The organism is Sphaerisporangium sp. NPDC005288 (assembly GCF_040607475.1).
Taxonomy (GTDB): Bacteria; Actinomycetota; Actinomycetes; order Streptosporangiales; family Streptosporangiaceae; genus Sphaerisporangium; species Sphaerisporangium rhizosphaerae.
This window is the reverse complement of the sequence record NZ_JBEXGT010000015.1, coordinates 43,377-59,281: the sequence shown is the minus strand read 5'-3', so window position 1 is coordinate 59,281 and position 15,905 is coordinate 43,377. Positions and strand designations below refer to the sequence as shown.

Below are 15,905 nucleotides of genomic sequence, written 5' to 3'. Positions count from 1 at the left end.
AAGAGCCCCTCAAAAGAGGAGATCCGGCGCCTGCTATTTCGACTCCGTTCGTGCCGGTGAATTCGGGACAGCCGTCGTCAGCCCTGCGCACTGCCCATCCGAGCGGCGTCATAACGCGCAGGGACCCCGATGGTTTCCCGGGAGTTTAACCATCTTGCCGAAGATTGGAGAGCCGCTTTCCGGCCGGCGGGCCGATCGCCCGCCGGCACCGGAAGGTGTCATTGGTATAAACCACTGGAAATGGTCTAGGCCATTCAAAAGATTGGTTTGCACCAATCTACGTGGTCACGTCAGGGCCTTCCGAGCGCACGCGGTCGACCTGCTGGAGGGCATCGCGCAGGTCAGCGAGCCAGGTGTCGGTGTGGCCGCCCACCAGGCGGACGCACCAGGCGAGGGCGTCGCTGCGGCTGCGCGCGACCCCGGCGGCGACCAGGGTGTCCAGCACCCGCCGTTCCTGCTGCCTGAGCCGGGTCATCACCGGGATCGAGAGGGTGGTGAACATCACTGTCCGGTCCTCGCAGGAGACGCCCCAGGAGACCTTGCGGCGGAAGCGGTGCTCGGCCTCGCGTGCGATCTCGATGCGGCGTTCGCGGGTCTCCTCGCGGTAACGCCCGATGTGCCCGTCCAGCAGGGCGGCCCGCTCGGCCCCGGAGGTCGCCTCGGCGGCCTCGGGCACCGGCAGCGTGCCGATGACCGCGATCTCCTCGCGGTCGATCACGAACTCAGGCTGTCCGGTGAACCACTCCTCCGGCAGGCGTCCGATGAACCATGACGTGATCACTGTTTCGTCTGTTTCCATGTAATCAGGATTACACCCCTACTCGATCGCCTCAAGAGGAGGCCCCCGGCCACTGCCATCTCTTGAAGGCGACTATCAGCTATCCCCCGTCGCGCCACTGACCAAGAACGCCAAGGACCTCGCCCCGCCCGTGACCAGCACCCCCGAACAGCCCCACCCCGCCCGACAGGCGAGCGTCCGGCACGGCTGCCCACCCAACGCCCCCACCCCGCAAGCACGTGAGCGGTCCAACACTGCTGCCCACCCAACAAACCCCACCCGCATGCAGGTGGGTGGGCCGGCACGGCTGCCCATCCAACAACCCACCTCGCACCCAGATCAGCGCTCCAGCACTGCTACCCACCACCAGCCCCACCCCGCATACAGGTGAGTGCTCCAGCACTGCTGCCCACCCAACAGCCCCACACCGCACCCAGGTGGGTGGACCGGCACGGGAAGCCCACCCAACAAACCCCACCCGCATGCAGGTGGGTGGGTGGGTCGATACGGCTGCCCATCCAACGGCCCCACCCCGCATGCAGGTGGGTGGGCCAGCACGGGAAGCCCACCCAACAGCCCACCCCCACAGGTGATGGGCCGGTACGGGAAGCCACCCAACAACCCCACCCCGCAAGCACATGAGTGGTCCAACACTGCTGCCCACCCAACAAACCCCACCCGCATGCAGGCGGGCGGGTGGGTGGGTGGGTCGATACGGCTGCCCATCCAACAGCCCCACTCCCCACAGGTGAGTGGGCCGGCACAGGAAGCCCACCCGACAACCCCACCCCCACACAGGTGAGTGGGCCGGTACGGCTGCTCACCCGGATGTTCGTCGCCGACAGTGGAGTGGCGGCCCTGTCGGGCACCCCCTTCGCGGCGACCATCCGATGCCGCCGCCGAGGACGGCCATCCACCGCACCACCCCGGACCACCACAGGCGCCGCGACGGCGGGAAGGGGTACGGCGAAGTCGGCGCCTTGTGCGGCGAAGTCGCCCCTTGTCCGGCGGAGTCGGCCCCTGTGCGGCAGAGTCGACCCTTGTGCGCCGAAGTCGGCGCCTTGGGCGGCGGAGGCCCGGCTCGGTCACGCGAGAATTGGAAGATGAGCTCTCCCGCGAACGCCCAGCAGCGGTATCCCGGCCTCCGCGAGCGCAAGAAGGCCAAGACCCGGCGGACGATCCAGGAGCACGCCATGAGGTTGTTCGTGGAGCAGGGCTACGACAGCACCACGATCGAGCAGATCGCCGAGGCCGCGGAGGTCTCGCCGAGCACGTTCTTCCGCTACTTCCCCACCAAGGAAGACGTGGTGATCCAGGATGACTACGACCCGGTGATCGCCGCCGCGTTCGTCGCCCAGCCAGCGACGCTCACCCCGCTGGCCGCGTTGCGCGCGACGATCCGCCAGGTCTTCGACGAGGTGTTCCCTCAGGAGAAGGACACGATGCTGCGGCGCATCGAACTCGTGTGGTCGATTCCCGCTCTGCGCGCCCGTCAGGTGGAAGGACAGATCGCCACCATGGCGACGCTCAGGAACGCCATCGCCCAGCGCACCGGTGTCCCGGAGGACGATTTCCGGCTGCGCGTCTTCACCGGCGCGGTCATGGGCGCCTGGATGGCCGCCATCGAGCTGTGGATCGAGTCCGAGGGAACCGAACCCCTGGCCGACCTGATGGACCGCGTCCTCGGCCTCCTCGAAGAAGGCCTGCCCCTCTGAGCCGGTCCTACCTGGCCGTGGTCACGATGGACAGGACCATCGCACCAAGCGCCGCCACACCCATGATCATTTGCCGGGGCGGTCGTGGTGTCGTGCACTGGAGTGGCTCCATCGGGCCCAGACGGTCTTGCCGGTGGCGCCGGTCAGCGGGGTGACGCCGTGACCGTGGGCGAGAGCCGCGACGATGGCCAGGCCGCGCCCGTGCGTGGAGTCCAGCCCGAGGTCCAGGCGGTGCGGCCGTCCGGCGCCGTGGTCGGTGACCCACACGAACAGGTCGCCGTCCCCCGCCCACAGCGAGACCCTGATCGGTGGCTCGCCGTAGGAGATCGCGTTCGCCAGCAGTTCCCCGACGACCAGGGTCACGTCGTCCGCGAGACAGGACAGCTGCCACCCGCCGAGAGCCTCCTTCACCATGGCGCGGACCTTGCCCACGACCGAGGCGTCGCCCGGGATCTCCCAGCAGGCGACACGAAGACCGTCCGACATCTCCGGCATCGGCACTCCTTACCGTTGCAGTGACGGTGGGACATTCGGGTAATGGCTCGTATTCGCACGTACAAAACGGACCTAATATCGAGGGATCGACATATCCGGCTGAATGCATTCAGCGCCGAGGACACGGAGAGACCCACACACCGTTCTTCCGTACGACGGAACTCCACAGATTTCCCTTACCCCTTCCCATGTTCCCTACCAGCGTCTTAGGGTCCGGCCGAAGAGGCCGCGTGTACCCCGGAAGGGTGACATCGGCGACGATTCCGTGAACACCTGTGAGGGGCATCGTGAACGGCAACCGCATGACACCGCTCGAATTCTTCGCCAGGGAATTGCGACAGGCCCGCGAGTCCGCCGGCCTCAGCCAGGCTCAACTCGCCACCGCGATCGTCGGCTACTCGCCGTCCTTCGTCGCCATGGTCGAGACGGCCCGCAGAGTCCCCAAGCCCGACTTCGCCGAACGCTGCGACCGCACCCTCGAAACCGGCGGCATCCTCACCCGCCTCGCCCAAGACCTCGTCTGCAAGGCCATGCCCCCCGAATGGCTCGGCAAGTGGCTCCAGATCGAGTCGGCCGCCATCTCACTTCTGTCCTACGAAGCCCTGGTAGTACCCGGCTTGTTGCAGACCGAGTCATACGCCCGAGCGATCATCGCGAGCTCGGGTAGGACATTCGACGTCGATGACCAGGTTGAGGCGCGACTCGCTCGCCAGCGCGTACTCAATACCGACAACCGTCCAATGTTCGTCGCCGTCTTGGACGAAGGTGTTCTGCGGCGGCCCGTGGGTGGCGCCCAGACCATGTACGACCAGCTACTCGATCTCGCCGATCGCGCACAGCGGCCGGACGTCGTCATTCAGATTGTGCCGCTGGAGGCGGGTGCTTATTCTGGCCTGGCCGGGCCCTTCGTCATCGCCACTTTCGATGGAAGGGAGGTTGTCTATGTGGACAATGCGCTCAGCGGTGAAGTCGTTGAGCATGCACCGGACGTGGCGACCATGAAGCGCCTGTGGGAAGCCCTCCGGGCTGAGGCCCTGCCGATGAAGCAGTCCCTCGAGCTGATGAAAAAGGTGGCAGAGACGTGGAAATCGCAAATCTGACTTGGCGCAAGTCGTCCTACAGCAGCGGGAACGGCGGCAACTGCGTGGAGGTCGCGTCCCTCGCTGGTGGCTTGGCGGTGCGCGACAGCAAGAACCCCATAGGGCCTATGCTGCGCTTCTCCTCCGACGATTGGCGCACCTTCATTCGCGGTCTCAAGAGCACCGAACTCGCCGGCGAGTAGCCCCGGGGTGCCAGGGTCGCCGCGAGTGGTGGCGGTGCCGATACAAGAGAACCCGAGGCCGGGGGCCGTTCGGCCCCCGGTGCGGGTTTGTGGATTACGTGCTCAGCTCGGTGTCAGGCCGACCAGCTCGATGTCCCCCGTCATGAAGGCCGTGAGGAAGCGCTCGCGGCCGACGAGCTGGAAGATCTGGTCCGCGTACGCGCCGCTCTCGGCGTAGCCCAGCGTGGTCTTCCTGACCGGGGGGACGAGTTGCCCCTCGACCCCCATCATCAGCCGTTTCGTGGACGACTCGCTCCCGTTGTCGATCATCCAGTTGAACACCTCCCTGGTGACCACCTCGATGAACCCCTCCTTGATCACCATGGGCCTGCGCACCTTGTCCGTCTGCGCGAGGAGGTTCGGGTGGATGAGGTTGTGCACCATCTCGTGGACGATCGTCTCGATGGTCTCCCAGCGCGCCTGCGACTCCGGCCGATCGGTCCTGAACTCGGTGACCAGGCCGACACCGCCGCCGCCCTCCGCACCCGCGTGGGAGTTGGAGCCGATGTGCTGGAAGAAGTAGACCGCGAGCTTGCGCGCCGTGGAGTTGTCGGCGATCCACTGCCCGAGCATCTTGAACAGGAAGACCCTGTCGTCCGAGCGCATGGAGTCATATCCGGCGAGGGTGAAGACCGGCTTACCCGCCGAGGTGTCCTCGCCGACCACATAGGCCCGGTTCATCAGGTGCTTGACGAGGTCCTGCTCGCTCGGCATCGTCCTGGTCTTGTCGTAGATCTTCGAGAAGTAGTCGAACCCCGTGAAGAAGGGACCGTCCTCGCGGGCCGCCGCGTACGGCTGGAGCATCCGCCAGGCCACGGCCTGGGCCAGCCGCGCGATCAGGCCCAGGTCTTCCCACTGCTGGAATCGGGGTTGCTGTCCCGGCTGCCGTCGCCACTGCACGACATGGTTCACCAGGAGGTTCTGCAGCTTCGGCAGGAGCTCCTTGCGGAGAAGGTCCTTGTCGAGCGGCGGCGACTGATCGCTCGGCCCGTTTGAGGCACCGGGCCCGCTCGGGACGTTGGACGGCGGAGGGCTGTAGCAGGCGGCGGCCTGCTGCCGCACCTGGTCGGGAAGCCGGGCCACCTTCGCCTTCAGCGCCGCCCGCAGCCACCCGGTGCGGCCGAGCACGTGGAGCTCGAACTCGGCGTGGTTCGGGGCGGGCATCACCGGCTCGGCGGGGATGTTGCGCACCAGCCACGTCAGCGCCCCCTTGAAATCGAACCCGGGGACGGCCTCGCGGTTCTCCGCCAGCAGGTTGGCCGCGTACAGCAGCCAGAGGCGCAGTTGCGTGTCGGTCAGCTCTTGGGCGAGGGCGGGGGCGTGACCGGCGATCCGGTAGATCCTCGCGAGATGGGTCGTCACATCCTGGTCGCCGAGGCCGAGCATGTCACCATGCTTGACCTTGATCTGGAGCGGCGGGAGATCCAGAGTCCGGTTGACCGGCTGATCTCGCTGGACGACCGCCAGGGCGTCGTCCATGGTGGGGATCTTCGGAGTGGTCACACGTCCTCCTGCCGCCGGCCATTGGTACGTTCCATCAGATCTCACCCCCGCCGAAATCGAGCTAACAATTCGGCGGCACTTACGCGGCCGTCATTTCGACCGTCCGGAAACACTAACCGCGCGAAATCCGGTCTCGACCCCCGAGTATGGATATGTCCGTACAGCGGAGCACGAATAGATAGGCCATTTACGAGGATTTGCACCTTTAGCGACGATCGTCCAGGCGCAGGCCGTTCATGAGGAGGGCGAGCAGGCGGTCGGCCTGGGCCGGGCCGTCCGCGGCGTCCCGGACGGCCCAGGCGATGGCGCCGACCATCTTCAGCACATCCGCTTCGTCCGCATCGGCGGCGATCACGCCCGCCTCACGTGCCCGCGCCAGCAACGCGGTTCCCACCTCGAACATCTCGGCATGCCAGCTCGACACCAGGCCATTCCCGCGGTCGAGCGCCGAGTTCATCACGGCGGCCGCGAGGCCCCGGTAGGTCAAGGAATGCGTGAGGGTGGCGCGCAACCACGTGAACAGCGCGTCGAATCGGTCCTCGGCACTCATCAGTCCGCGACCGAGGTCGACCAACTCGGCGATCTGCTCGCCGAGCACCGCCTCGACGAGGTCGAGCCGCGTGGGGAAATGCCGGTACAGCGTTCCGCTGGCGACCCCTGCCCGCCGGGCGATCTCGTCCAGGGAGGCGTCCACGCCGAACTCGGCGAACGCCCGTCGCGCCTGCTCGACCAACTGCTCGTAGTTGCGCCGGGCGTCCGCACGCTTCGGACGTCCGTCACGCGGCCGCGATTCCTGGTCTGCCAGCGCGATCACCACATCCTTGCTAACCGGGGACACAGTCCGGTAACGTCCTCCGCCTAACCGGACCACGTCTCACCTTAACGACGTGATTCACCTTACGGCATGGAGGGCCGCCCCTATGGCGCTGTCGGAGCAGGACCGAATCGACATCAACGACCTGATCAATCTCCACGGCCACCTCACGGACGCGGGCGAGCTCGATGAAGCGCTTGAGCTGCTCACTCCCGACGTCACCTATGACGTGGGCGACCTCGGCTTAGGGGCGTTGCACGGGACCGCGGCCATACGTGACGCGGCGCTCGCGTTGGGCGACGCCAACCCGGTCGGCCACCACGTCACCAACATCGTGATCACTCAGATCGACGAGCACTCCGCGAGGGCCCGGTCGAAAGGGATCGGCATCAAGGCCGACGGAACCGCCGGCAGCGTCGTCTACGACGACGTCATCACCCGCCGGCCCGACGGCTGGAAGATCCACTACCGCAAGGTGACCGCCAGGCGGGCGCCGCTCGGCGGGCGAAAGCAAGAAGCCGGCCCGCACGAGGTTCTGGAACGTTGGCGCCAAGCCTCCGTCAGCCAGTCGGCCGACGACATGAGCCGTCTGTACGCGGCCGACGCGGTCCACGAGTTCCCGTTCACCGCCCCCGGCCTGCCGTCCCGCCTTGAGGGCCGCGACGCGATCGTGACCTGGATCGCCGCGGGCTGGAAGGACAACCCGCTGAAGTACGAGCGTTACCGCACTCTCGCCGTCCACGACACCGGCGATCCAAAAACGATCATCGTCGAGCAGGAGGCCTTTGGGACCAGCGCCTCCACCGGCGAGTTCACCCTCCCCAACATCGTCGTCCTCACCGTGCGCGAGGGACAGATCGCACGCCTGCGCGACTACGTCAACATCCCAGCGGCCACAGCCGCCCTGGGCCGCGAAGTGTGACGCCGCCACCATCCTGAACGTACGCCGCTCCGCGAACGGAACGAGCGTCCACCCCGGCGGGCGTTGCACGCCGCCACCAGGGGCGTCAGAAAGGGCTCCTGTCAGCGCGGCCGGCAGCCTGACCTTCTGGAGTCCCAGGCGACGATTCCCCGGACGATTCCGTTGCGTCTCATTACCGTGGCCGCGTGCTGAGCAGCTATCAGGAGATCCGCGATCGGATCTACAAGCTTGCCCGCGAATCCTCGCTGCGTGTCGAGTGGGCTGAGACGGGCCGGTCCGTTCGCCTACTCTTGCTCTATGACCGGGCTCAGATCGTGGTCGGCCGTGCCATCGTCCCCGTCCGCGATCTTCGGTCCACAGTGCTCGTCAACCTCGAACGCGATCTGGAGCACGTGTTCGGAGAGGGCTGGTTGCGATGACCGCGAGTGTGCCGACTCCTCGCCGCGTGCAGTTCCGAGTCACCCTCGAAAAGACGGTCGACACGGGTATCACTGTTTGGGGGGCCGATCCCGTCGACGGCTCCATCCGCTCCGGAGTGAGCGGCCGCACACTCGCGGAGCTCTTCGAAGAGGTGGAAGCGGTCAAGCACTTCGTCCTTGACGTGCCTGAAGACGTTCCCGTCTCCGTGGAGTACGTCTACGAGATACCAGGCGTACCACGGGAGCTTTTCGCCTCTTATCAGGAAGAGCGCGCCCATCTTCGCAGGATGGCCGTCGAGGTGGCGACCCGGCTGCGTCAGGCGGGTGTCACCGAAGACGACAGTGCGATGCTCCTCGGTCTGCCGGATCCACGCCGCGGCCACCTTCAGCGGTCCTGAGCTCCCGTCAGCGGACGCGGGCGGCTACGTAGGGGCTGACGCGGACGACGCCGGCCAGGTTTCTGGTGGAGACGGGGGAGAACTTGACGACGTCGCCGGTGCGGGGGGCCTGCAACATCTTGCCGTTGCCCCAGTAGATGGCCACGTGGGAGATGTAGCCAGGGTTCGTCGGGTCGCTGCGCCAGAACAGCAGGTCTCCCGGCTGGGCCTGCGACAGAGGGATCTGCGGTCCTGTCACCCACTGCTGGTGGGTCACCCGCGGCATCCGCACGCCCGCCTGGGCGAAGGCCCACTGCACCAGGCCGGAGCAGTCGAAGGTGTCGGGTCCCTCGGCGCCCCAGACGTACGGGCGGCCGAGCTTGCTCGCCGCGGCGGTCAGGGCGACGCGGAGCTGGTCGGCGGACATGAACGAGCTGGCCGGCCAGTTCGTGCGCGACTGGGTGGGCGGGGTGAGCACCGGGTTGATCAGGGCGACCTGGCTGCCCTTGGGCAGGACCTTGAGCAGCCGCAGGCGCAGCCGGGTCGAGTCGACGCCGGGCGCGCTGACGACCAGCGCGTTGTCCCTGGGGATGCCGAGCGCCGTGGCCACGCCCCGCGAGACGACGGCGTTGATCATGCCCATGCCCATGGTCGCGTACGCGCCGACGCGCAGGCTCCTGCCTCCCCCGTTCACGGTGGAGCCCAGGGCCACCCCTCCGTCGCTGCCCAGGGTGAAGGAGACCGCCACGTCTCCCGCGGCGACGCTGTTCCACAGGACGTCGGAGCGGGCGGTGGCACGGGGGGTGTAGGCGCGGAAGGTCGAGGGGTCGACCCCCATGGTCTGCACGCGCTTGCCGTCCATCATGACGTCGGCGGCGTCCACGACCTCCACCGCCCTGACGCCCTTGCTCGCCTTGACCCTGCGGACGCTCGCCGCCGACAGGGAGCGCGGCGCGACGACGAACAGGTGCGGCCTGCGCAGGACGGCGAGCGGCGCGACCTGGGTGTTCGTGGCCGTCTGCGGCGGGTCGCCGGCGGGGAGCTTACGCGAGCCGGACGAGCCGTCGGCGGAGGTAGAACCGGTGGAGCCCTCGGCGGAGGTGGAGCCGTTCGCCGCCGGAGCTCCGGCCGTTGGCGCGGTGGCGGGACCGCCCCCGGCACCCGTGGCGCCGGGGGCGCGGGTCGTCGCGGGGGCACGGGTGACGGTGAGGCCGCGGGCGGCGGGGAGGTAGCCGGGAACGCGCTGCCCGGCCTGCACGCGTGCCGCCGCGGCGCTCCGCGCCTCCCTGGCGCTCAGTTCGCCGAATACCGTGAGGTCGGTGGCGAGCACGGCGACCAGCCCGGTGGCGACGACCGCGACCGTGCGGCGGCGCAGCCTGGCCCTGGCGCGGCGCCGGCGGGGAATGCGCGGGTGGTAGCTGAGGTCCTCGCGGACCTCGGCCAGCGCGCCGCTCAGGTAGCCCTGGACGGACCCCAGGCTGCGGGTGAGGGTCTCTCGGACGGCGGTCGAGCCACGCGGTCGCCGATCGAGCACCTTCTCCCCCTTCTCGCCGTCATCTCTGCCGTCGCTGCCGTGGTCACCGTCGTTGCCGTGGTCACCGTGGTCCGGATGCCGAAGCCGTCGCCGGCCACCGAAGCCGTGTCGTGCGGGCACCAAAGAGCGTGCCGCATGTCCGCCGGAACGTCCAGGTGGTTCCGGAGGGTCGCGCCTAAGTCGTCCCGTCAATGCCCGATTGTCCCTGACCCCGGGCCGGGTGTCCGGCGTTTCGCCGCCAAGCCCTGCGGTGGCCCGCAGGCCCGACAGCGGCGATCCGCCGGAGCCGGGCTCCGGCGGATCTGGATGGACGATGGATCAGGGCGCGGACGCCCGTGCGCCCGCCGGACGCGGCCGGCAGGCTGCCTTCGGGCGAGAACCCCGCCTGACCGGCCACCGGACGCGGACCGTCCGGCGCTCGGACGCGGGATGCGGGCCGACCGGCCGGCCGGTGCGGGACGGGTCAGTTGCCGATGTAGGGGACGGCTTCGAGGATCTCCACGGTGTTCTGCCGGCCGTTGGGGAGGGTGTAGGTGGCCCTCTCGCCGATCTTCTTGCCGTTGATGGCCGCGCCGAGCGGGGAGCGGGGCGAGTAGACGTCGATCGGGGCGCCGCTCTCCTCGCGGGATGCCAGCAGGAAGGTGACCTCGTCGTCGTCGCCGTCGAACCGGATGGTCACGGTCATGCCGGGACCGACGACGCCTTCGGCGCGGGGGGCCTCGCCCACCCTCGCCTGGTCGAGCAGCTGGCGGAGCTGGAGGATGCGACCCTCCATCTTGCCCTGCTCCTCCTTCGCGGCGTGGTATCCGCCGTTCTCCTTGAGGTCGCCCTCTTCGCGGGCGGCTTCGATCTTCTTGGCGATGTCGACGCGCCCGGGCCCGGAGAGATGCTCAAACTCCGCCTTCAGGCGGTCGTACGCCTCCTGCGTCAGCCAGGTGACGTTCTCTTGGCGGGAGTCGACCACGGGTTCTCCTTGCGTACTCGTGAGAGTTGCGAGCGTCCGAATTCCGGGAGACTAACAAATTAACCCGGTCGGACGCTTTCCCAAAAGTCTCATTGTACGAGATAGCAGTACTGCACGCTGCCCGAAGTGGCGCGCGAGCTGGTGTCGACGCGTTCGGTCAGCCGGACGTCCTCCTCCCCGGGGGGGATCGTGACGTCGCGGGCGCCCACCTCCACATGATCCACGTCGGTGGCCCGCAGGCGGCAGACGGACGTGCGGTCGGCGGGCTTGTGCGCCTGGAAGGTTATCGTCACCGAGTTCGGGCCGTCGACCGTGAAAGCGATCGTGAGCACGTCGGGATTACCCCGCGCGGTCATCATGACGTACCCCCAGCCGCCCATCGCGATCGCGATAAAGATCCCGATGATGACGAAGGCAATGGTTCGCCCGGCGCGTCCGGAAGTGGGCCGACGCTCCGGAAAGGAGTCTGGGGTCCCCAGGATCGGCTGGTCCACGTGCGAACCGACGGGTCTATCGGTCATGGTGGAATCTCCCAGCGGTCCCTTGTCGTTGCACGAGACAATTGTCCCCTGCGGAGGCTCCGCTCTACGCGCCGCCCCCAGAAGAGCCCCACTGGGGGAGCCCGGCCCGGACACTTGAGGAGAAACCGACCCGTGAGTGCACCACTGCGATTGATGGCCGTACACGCCCACCCTGACGACGAGTCCAGCAAGGGCGCCGCCACGATGGCGCGCTATGTGGCTGAAGGCGCTGATGTGCTGGTCTGCACCCTGACCGGCGGTGAGCGCGGTTCGATCTTGAATCCGAAGATGGAGCTGCCGGACATCCTTGAGAACATCACCGAGGTGCGCCGCCAGGAGATGGAGCGGGCACGCGAGATCCTGGGCGTGCGGCAGAGCTTCCTGGGCTTCATCGACTCCGGTCTGCCGGACGACGAGAGCGAGCCGCTGCCCGAGGGATGCTTCGCGTTGCAGCCGCTGGAGGTGGCCTCCGCCCCGCTCGTCGCGGCCGTCCGCGAGTTCCGGCCGCATGTGATCCTGACCTATGACGACGACGGCGGCTACCCGCACCCCGATCACATCATGACCAACAAGGTGTCGGTGGAGGCGTTCGAGGCCGCGGGCGACCCCGACCGTTATGTCGGCCTCGGCGAGCCGTGGCAGCCGCTCAAGCTCTACTACCACATGGGATTCACCCGGGCGCGTTTCGAGGCCCTGCACCAGGCGATGACCGAGCGCGGCATCGGCTCGCCCTACGGCGACTGGATCGCCCGCTGGGAGGACCGCCCGCAGAAGTGGGAGGTCACCACGCGGGTGCCGTGCGGGGAGTACTTCGAGACCCGCGACAGGGCGCTGCTGGCCCACGCCACCCAGGTGGACCCGGACGGCTTCTGGTTCGTGTGCCCGCGCGACCTGCAGGAGGAGATCTGGCCGACCGAGGACTACCACCTGGCCCGGTCGCTGGTGGACACCGACCTGCCGGAGGAGGACCTGTTCACCGGAATCCGCGCGGAAGAGGTGGCCCACGCCGACCACTGAGGTCACGCGCCGGCCATTGAGGTGACGCGCGGGCCACTGAGGTCGCGCGGGCCACTGAGGTCGCGCGCCGGCCGTTGAGCTGACGCGCGCCGGCCGTTCGGCTACGGCAAGACCGGGCCGTGCGGCCGGCGCGCCGACCGCTGAGGAGGGGGCGGCCCCCGGGTGGCAGACTTGAGGTGTGACTGATATCGCCGCACACGCAGCCGCCGCACAGGGGGCCGCCCCCCCGCCGGTCGGCCCCGGGCTCATCGGCTTCCTCGTCGTGGCCGCGATCGGTGTCGCGCTGTACTTCCTGGTGAAGTCGATGAACAAGCAGATCTCCAAGATCGAGGTTCCGCGCCAAGCCGATCTGGACAAGGCCGACCGTGCCGAGACGACGGAGACCGAGCCGCGGCCCAACGGCTCGCGCTGACCGTCGTCGTCGTCCGAGAGGAAGCTCCAGTTGACCTTCTCCCCCTGCTGAAGGAGGGATTCCCACGGTCGCCCGTGAGGTTTCCTGCTTCACTGCCGGTCGCCCGCCCGAGAGGACTCTCGTTGAGGTCTTACACCGGCTCCACAGGCGTTTCAGCTCTCCGCCAGCCCGGCGGCGAGCACGTTCTTGGCCGCGTTGACGTCCCGGTCGTGGACCGCGCCGCAGGCACAGGTCCACTCCCGGACATTCAGCGGCATCGCCTGTTGCGGGGTTCCGCAGGCCGAGCACAGCTTGGAGGAGGGGAACCAGCGGTCTACGACCACCAGTGTGCGCCCGTACCAGGCCGCCTTGTACTCCAGCATGCCCCGCAACTCCCGCCAGGAGGCGTCGCTGATGGCGCGTGCCAGCGAACGGTTTTTGACCATGGTGCGAACGGTCAGGTCTTCCACGGCGATCACTTGATTCTCGCGAACAAGCCGTGTGGTCACCTTGTGCAGATGATCCCGGCGCCGGTCGGCGATCCGGGCATACACCTTCGCCACCCGCAGCCGGGCCTTGGCCCGGTTGCCCGATCCCTTCTGTTTACGGGCAAGCGCCCGTTGCGCCTTGGCCAGCCTGCGCCGGTCGGCCCGCTCATGCCGAGGGTTGACGATCTTCTCCCCGGTCGACAGCGTGACCAGCGCCGTGATGCCCGCGTCCACACCCACCGACGCCTCGATCGGCGGCAGTGGCGCCATCTTCTCCTCCACCAGGAGGGACACAAACCACCGCCCCGCCGCATCCCGGCAGACCGTGACCGTCGACGGCTCGGCCTCCTGCGGCAACGGGCGCGACCACACGATCTCCAGCGGCGCGTCCATCTTCGCCAGCGTCAACCGGCCCTGGCGCCAACGGAACGCCGAGCGGGTGTACTCGGCCGACAGCCGCGACTTCTTGCGGGACTTGAACGTCGGGTACTTGGCCCGGTGGGCGAAGAAGTTCGCGAACGCCGCCTGCAGGTGGCGCAGCGCCTGCTGCAACGGCACCGACGACACCTGCGACAAAAAGTCGTACTCGTCGCTGTGTTTCCACTCGGTCAGGCGCGCCGAGGACTCCACATAGGAGACACCGCGGCCTTCCTGGGTGTAGGCGCGGGTGCGTTCCTCCAGGGCCTTGTTATAGACCAAGCGCACGCACCCGAACGTCCGCGTGAGCTGTTCGGCCTGCTCAGCGGTGGGGTAGAAGCGGTACTTGTAGGCCCGCTTCACGATCTGCACCACGCCGCACACCCTACCGCGCCACCAGCCCACAATCGCGCGTTTGTTCGATACGGGCGTTCGCCTCATGGCGAACTTCCTACCCCTGTCCTGCTCCCAGGGGTCCGATTCCTCCCCCGCCTGAACGCGGGGGGTCTCTTCGGAGGTCTTCAATGAATGAGACGGTCGAGGTGACCGACAACCCGGACGCCGGCCGCTATGAGGTCACGGTGGGCGGCCGGCTCGCCGGCTTCGCCGAGTACCGCCACAGGGGCGGCCGGCTGGTGTTCACCCACACCGAGATCAAGGACGAGTTCGAGGGGCAGGGGCTTGGCAGCCGCCTGGTGCGCGGCGCGCTGGACGCCGCGCGTGCGGCCGGGGTCCCCGTCGTGCCGCTGTGCCCGTTCGTGGCCCGTTACATCGAGCGCCACCCCGAGTACGGCGACCTGGTCGCCAGGGCCGCCTCCGCCGAGCCCGTAGACCCCGCACAGCCCGTGGAACCCTCCCACTGACCTTCAGCGCGACAAAGGCTATTCGGGGGACCAGGCGCGTTCGAGGGACTTGGGGAGGCCCCACCAGCCGAGGGGGGTCAGGACGGCCCTGTCGTCCACGATGCCGAGTTCCCGCCACAGCGGTGTGACCGTGGTGAACAGCGTCTCGGTGGTCTCCAGGTCCTCCGGGTCGTCCATGTCGACGTCGATGTCGTCGGACTCGGCGACCAGCCGGGCGATGCGCTCGGGTGAGGCGAGCACCCCGGGGCCGCGCCGGGCGAGGGCGGCGACGGTGGCGAGCCAGTCGGCGTGGTGGATGGTGCACAGGGCGGCCAGCGCGGCGTCCTCCTGGCTCAGCTCGCCCTCCAGGTCCCAGAACTGGTGCTCGTCCTCGTCCTGCAGGTCGGAGACGGGTGAGGCGACCCCGGCGGCGACCATGAGCCACAGCTCGGTGTCGTCCTCGGGCAGCGGCTCGCCTTCCAGGCCGGAGCACGCGCGCAGGACGTTGCCGGGGTATCCGGGCTCGGCCAGCAGGGCGCGCAACCGCCGGGCCGCGGCCGCCAGCTCGCCGGAGGGCAGGTCGGGCTCGGGCAGGTCGGCGAGCACCCGGCGCAGCTCGCCGAGGGCGAAGGCCTCCTCCTCGTCCCAGGTGGCGAACAGCTCCTCGTCCACCTCCTCGCCGACCGCGCTGCTCGGCACCCGGCCGTCGGGCAGGGGCGTGGCGAGCCAGTGGTCCTGGACCCGCTCGTAGACCTCGCGGGCCTCGGCGTCGCCGGCCACCAGGCGGTCGGGGTCGATCTCGCCGATCCTGACGTGCTCCTCCAGGTGGGCGACCAGCCGTTCGTGCAGCTCGGTCGCCACCGGGCCGCGCTCGCCCTCCTCGGGCCACACGAAGTAGCCGCGGGTGATCAGGATGGGCTCGGTGCCGGTGGCCTCCAGCCATCTCTGGACGTCGCCGACCGTCGCCACGCCGTTCTCGATGCCGGCGAGCGTGGCCTTGGCGGAGTCCCAGAACGCGGCCGAGAGGGGGTTGCCCGCCGCCAGCATCGCGCGGCGGAGGTCGGGGACGGCCACCAGCGCCTGGCCGCTCGGTACGGCGAGCAGGGCCCGGGCGACGTCCCGCCGGGTGAGGTGGGCCGCGGGTCTACCTGCGTATTCGCTGACGAAGCCCAGATCGACTGTCACGTCCCGTGAGCCTACGCCCCCGGGCCGGACGGCGACAGCGGGACCGTTCTGCCAGGCCGGACGCGTGGCGCGCACGGGTCGACCCAACCAAATGAATAGGACAACAAGCACTGATGGTGACGAAAGGCCCTGGTGAGTGCCGCTGAAGTGGGCAAAGGGTGAAAAGAGGAGCTGAATTCCGACCCGAGGAGGGGGCCATGAC

At 68.5% G+C, this 15,905-nt stretch carries 18 protein-coding genes; 9 read left to right on the top strand and 9 right to left on the bottom strand.

The features are described from left to right. Positions 1-277 precede the first annotated feature (277 nt). A complete protein-coding gene (locus ABZU32_RS16300; RefSeq protein WP_354840099.1) occupies positions 278-799 on the bottom strand; it encodes a hypothetical protein in 522 nt (173 codons plus the stop codon). A 1,082-nt stretch (positions 800-1,881) separates the two neighbouring features. Here ABZU32_RS16300 and ABZU32_RS16295 point away from each other — a divergent pair. After that, positions 1,882-2,493, top strand: a complete 612-nt coding sequence (locus ABZU32_RS16295) for a TetR family transcriptional regulator (protein ID WP_354922750.1) — start codon at positions 1,882-1,884, stop codon at positions 2,491-2,493. Between the two features lie 66 nt (positions 2,494-2,559). Here the strand turns inward: ABZU32_RS16295 and ABZU32_RS16290 are convergent, their stop codons facing one another. Further along, positions 2,560-2,988: an ATP-binding protein gene (locus ABZU32_RS16290; RefSeq protein ID WP_354922747.1), complete on the bottom strand. Its 429-nt coding sequence runs from the start codon at positions 2,986-2,988 to the stop codon at positions 2,560-2,562. Positions 2,989-3,275: 287 nt separating this feature from the next. Here ABZU32_RS16290 and ABZU32_RS16285 point away from each other — a divergent pair, with 287 nt between their 5' ends. Beyond that, entirely contained in the window at positions 3,276-4,088 is an 813-nt protein-coding gene (locus ABZU32_RS16285; RefSeq protein ID WP_354922744.1) for a helix-turn-helix transcriptional regulator, read from the top strand. Then, positions 4,070-4,270: a DUF397 domain-containing protein gene (locus tag ABZU32_RS16280; protein ID WP_354922741.1), complete on the top strand. Its 201-nt coding sequence runs from the start codon at positions 4,070-4,072 to the stop codon at positions 4,268-4,270. The genes ABZU32_RS16285 and ABZU32_RS16280 overlap by 19 nt, the downstream gene beginning before the upstream one ends. Before the next feature lie 102 nt (positions 4,271-4,372). Here the strand turns inward: ABZU32_RS16280 and ABZU32_RS16275 are convergent, their stop codons facing one another. Further along, positions 4,373-5,812 carry a hypothetical protein gene (locus ABZU32_RS16275; RefSeq protein ID WP_354922738.1) on the bottom strand — a complete coding sequence of 480 codons (1,440 nt, stop codon included), beginning with the start codon at positions 5,810-5,812 and terminating at the stop codon, positions 4,373-4,375. Between the two features lie 205 nt (positions 5,813-6,017). Beyond that, positions 6,018-6,629: a helix-turn-helix domain-containing protein gene (locus tag ABZU32_RS16270; protein ID WP_354922735.1), complete on the bottom strand. Its 612-nt coding sequence runs from the start codon at positions 6,627-6,629 to the stop codon at positions 6,018-6,020. 103 nt (positions 6,630-6,732) lie between these two features. On the opposite strand from ABZU32_RS16270, the gene ABZU32_RS16265 reads away from it, so the two are divergent. The 3 genes from ABZU32_RS16265 (at position 6,733) to ABZU32_RS16255 (ending at position 8,365) form a co-directional block, all read left to right on the top strand. Beyond that, entirely contained in the window at positions 6,733-7,548 is an 816-nt protein-coding gene (locus ABZU32_RS16265; protein ID WP_354922732.1) for a nuclear transport factor 2 family protein, read from the top strand. Positions 7,549-7,733: 185 nt separating this feature from the next. After that, the gene (locus ABZU32_RS16260) at positions 7,734-7,967 is read left to right on the top strand and encodes a hypothetical protein (protein WP_354922729.1); all 234 of its coding nucleotides are present in this window, start codon (positions 7,734-7,736) and stop codon (positions 7,965-7,967) included. Positions 7,968-7,993: 26 nt separating this feature from the next. After that, a complete protein-coding gene (locus ABZU32_RS16255) occupies positions 7,994-8,365 on the top strand; it encodes a hypothetical protein (RefSeq protein ID WP_354922726.1) in 372 nt (123 codons plus the stop codon). Between the two features lie 7 nt (positions 8,366-8,372). Here ABZU32_RS16255 and ABZU32_RS16250 read toward each other — a convergent pair whose 3' ends face one another. The 3 genes from ABZU32_RS16250 to ABZU32_RS16240 form a co-directional block, all read right to left on the bottom strand. Continuing rightward, positions 8,373-9,878: a C40 family peptidase gene (locus ABZU32_RS16250; protein WP_354922723.1), complete on the bottom strand. Its 1,506-nt coding sequence runs from the start codon at positions 9,876-9,878 to the stop codon at positions 8,373-8,375. A 463-nt stretch (positions 9,879-10,341) separates the two neighbouring features. Next, positions 10,342-10,842, bottom strand: coding sequence for a transcription elongation factor GreA (gene greA / locus ABZU32_RS16245; protein WP_354840072.1), 501 nt, complete (start codon positions 10,840-10,842; stop codon positions 10,342-10,344). An 89-nt stretch (positions 10,843-10,931) separates the two neighbouring features. Next, positions 10,932-11,363 (bottom strand): DUF4307 domain-containing protein, encoded by a 432-nt coding sequence (locus ABZU32_RS16240; RefSeq protein WP_354922720.1) that lies wholly within the window; start codon positions 11,361-11,363, stop codon positions 10,932-10,934. A gap of 132 nt (positions 11,364-11,495) precedes the next feature. Here ABZU32_RS16240 and mca point away from each other — a divergent pair, with 132 nt between their 5' ends. Then, on the top strand, positions 11,496-12,380 hold the full coding sequence (gene mca, locus ABZU32_RS16235) for a mycothiol conjugate amidase Mca (RefSeq protein WP_354922713.1): 885 nt from the start codon (positions 11,496-11,498) through the stop codon (positions 12,378-12,380). A 178-nt stretch (positions 12,381-12,558) separates the two neighbouring features. Then, entirely contained in the window at positions 12,559-12,792 is a 234-nt protein-coding gene (locus tag ABZU32_RS16230; RefSeq protein ID WP_354922710.1) for a hypothetical protein, read from the top strand. Positions 12,793-12,944: 152 nt separating this feature from the next. Here ABZU32_RS16230 and ABZU32_RS16225 read toward each other — a convergent pair whose 3' ends face one another. Then, positions 12,945-14,051 (bottom strand): RNA-guided endonuclease TnpB family protein, encoded by a 1,107-nt coding sequence (locus tag ABZU32_RS16225; RefSeq protein ID WP_354922707.1) that lies wholly within the window; start codon positions 14,049-14,051, stop codon positions 12,945-12,947. Positions 14,052-14,200: 149 nt separating this feature from the next. On the opposite strand from ABZU32_RS16225, the gene ABZU32_RS16220 reads away from it, so the two are divergent. Continuing rightward, positions 14,201-14,539, top strand: a complete 339-nt coding sequence (locus ABZU32_RS16220) for a GNAT family N-acetyltransferase (RefSeq protein ID WP_354922704.1) — start codon at positions 14,201-14,203, stop codon at positions 14,537-14,539. An 18-nt stretch (positions 14,540-14,557) separates the two neighbouring features. Here ABZU32_RS16220 and ABZU32_RS16215 read toward each other — a convergent pair whose 3' ends face one another. After that, the gene (locus tag ABZU32_RS16215) at positions 14,558-15,703 is read right to left on the bottom strand and encodes a hypothetical protein (RefSeq protein ID WP_354922701.1); all 1,146 of its coding nucleotides are present in this window, start codon (positions 15,701-15,703) and stop codon (positions 14,558-14,560) included. Between the last annotated feature and the right edge of the window lie 202 nt (positions 15,704-15,905).

What these genes read in the sequence shown, in the direction of transcription:
- ABZU32_RS16300 (WP_354840099.1), bottom strand. Translation starts at nt 799, where the DNA reads ATGGAAACAGACGAAACAGTGATCACGTCATGGTTCATCGGACGCCTG.
- ABZU32_RS16295 (WP_354922750.1), top strand. Translation starts at nt 1,882, where the DNA reads ATGAGCTCTCCCGCGAACGCCCAGCAGCGGTATCCCGGCCTCCGCGAG.
- ABZU32_RS16290 (WP_354922747.1), bottom strand. Translation starts at nt 2,988, where the DNA reads ATGCCGGAGATGTCGGACGGTCTTCGTGTCGCCTGCTGGGAGATCCCG.
- ABZU32_RS16265 (WP_354922732.1), top strand. Translation starts at nt 6,733, where the DNA reads ATGGCGCTGTCGGAGCAGGACCGAATCGACATCAACGACCTGATCAAT.
- ABZU32_RS16240 (WP_354922720.1), bottom strand. Translation starts at nt 11,363, where the DNA reads ATGACCGATAGACCCGTCGGTTCGCACGTGGACCAGCCGATCCTGGGG.
- ABZU32_RS16220 (WP_354922704.1), top strand. Translation starts at nt 14,201, where the DNA reads ATGAATGAGACGGTCGAGGTGACCGACAACCCGGACGCCGGCCGCTAT.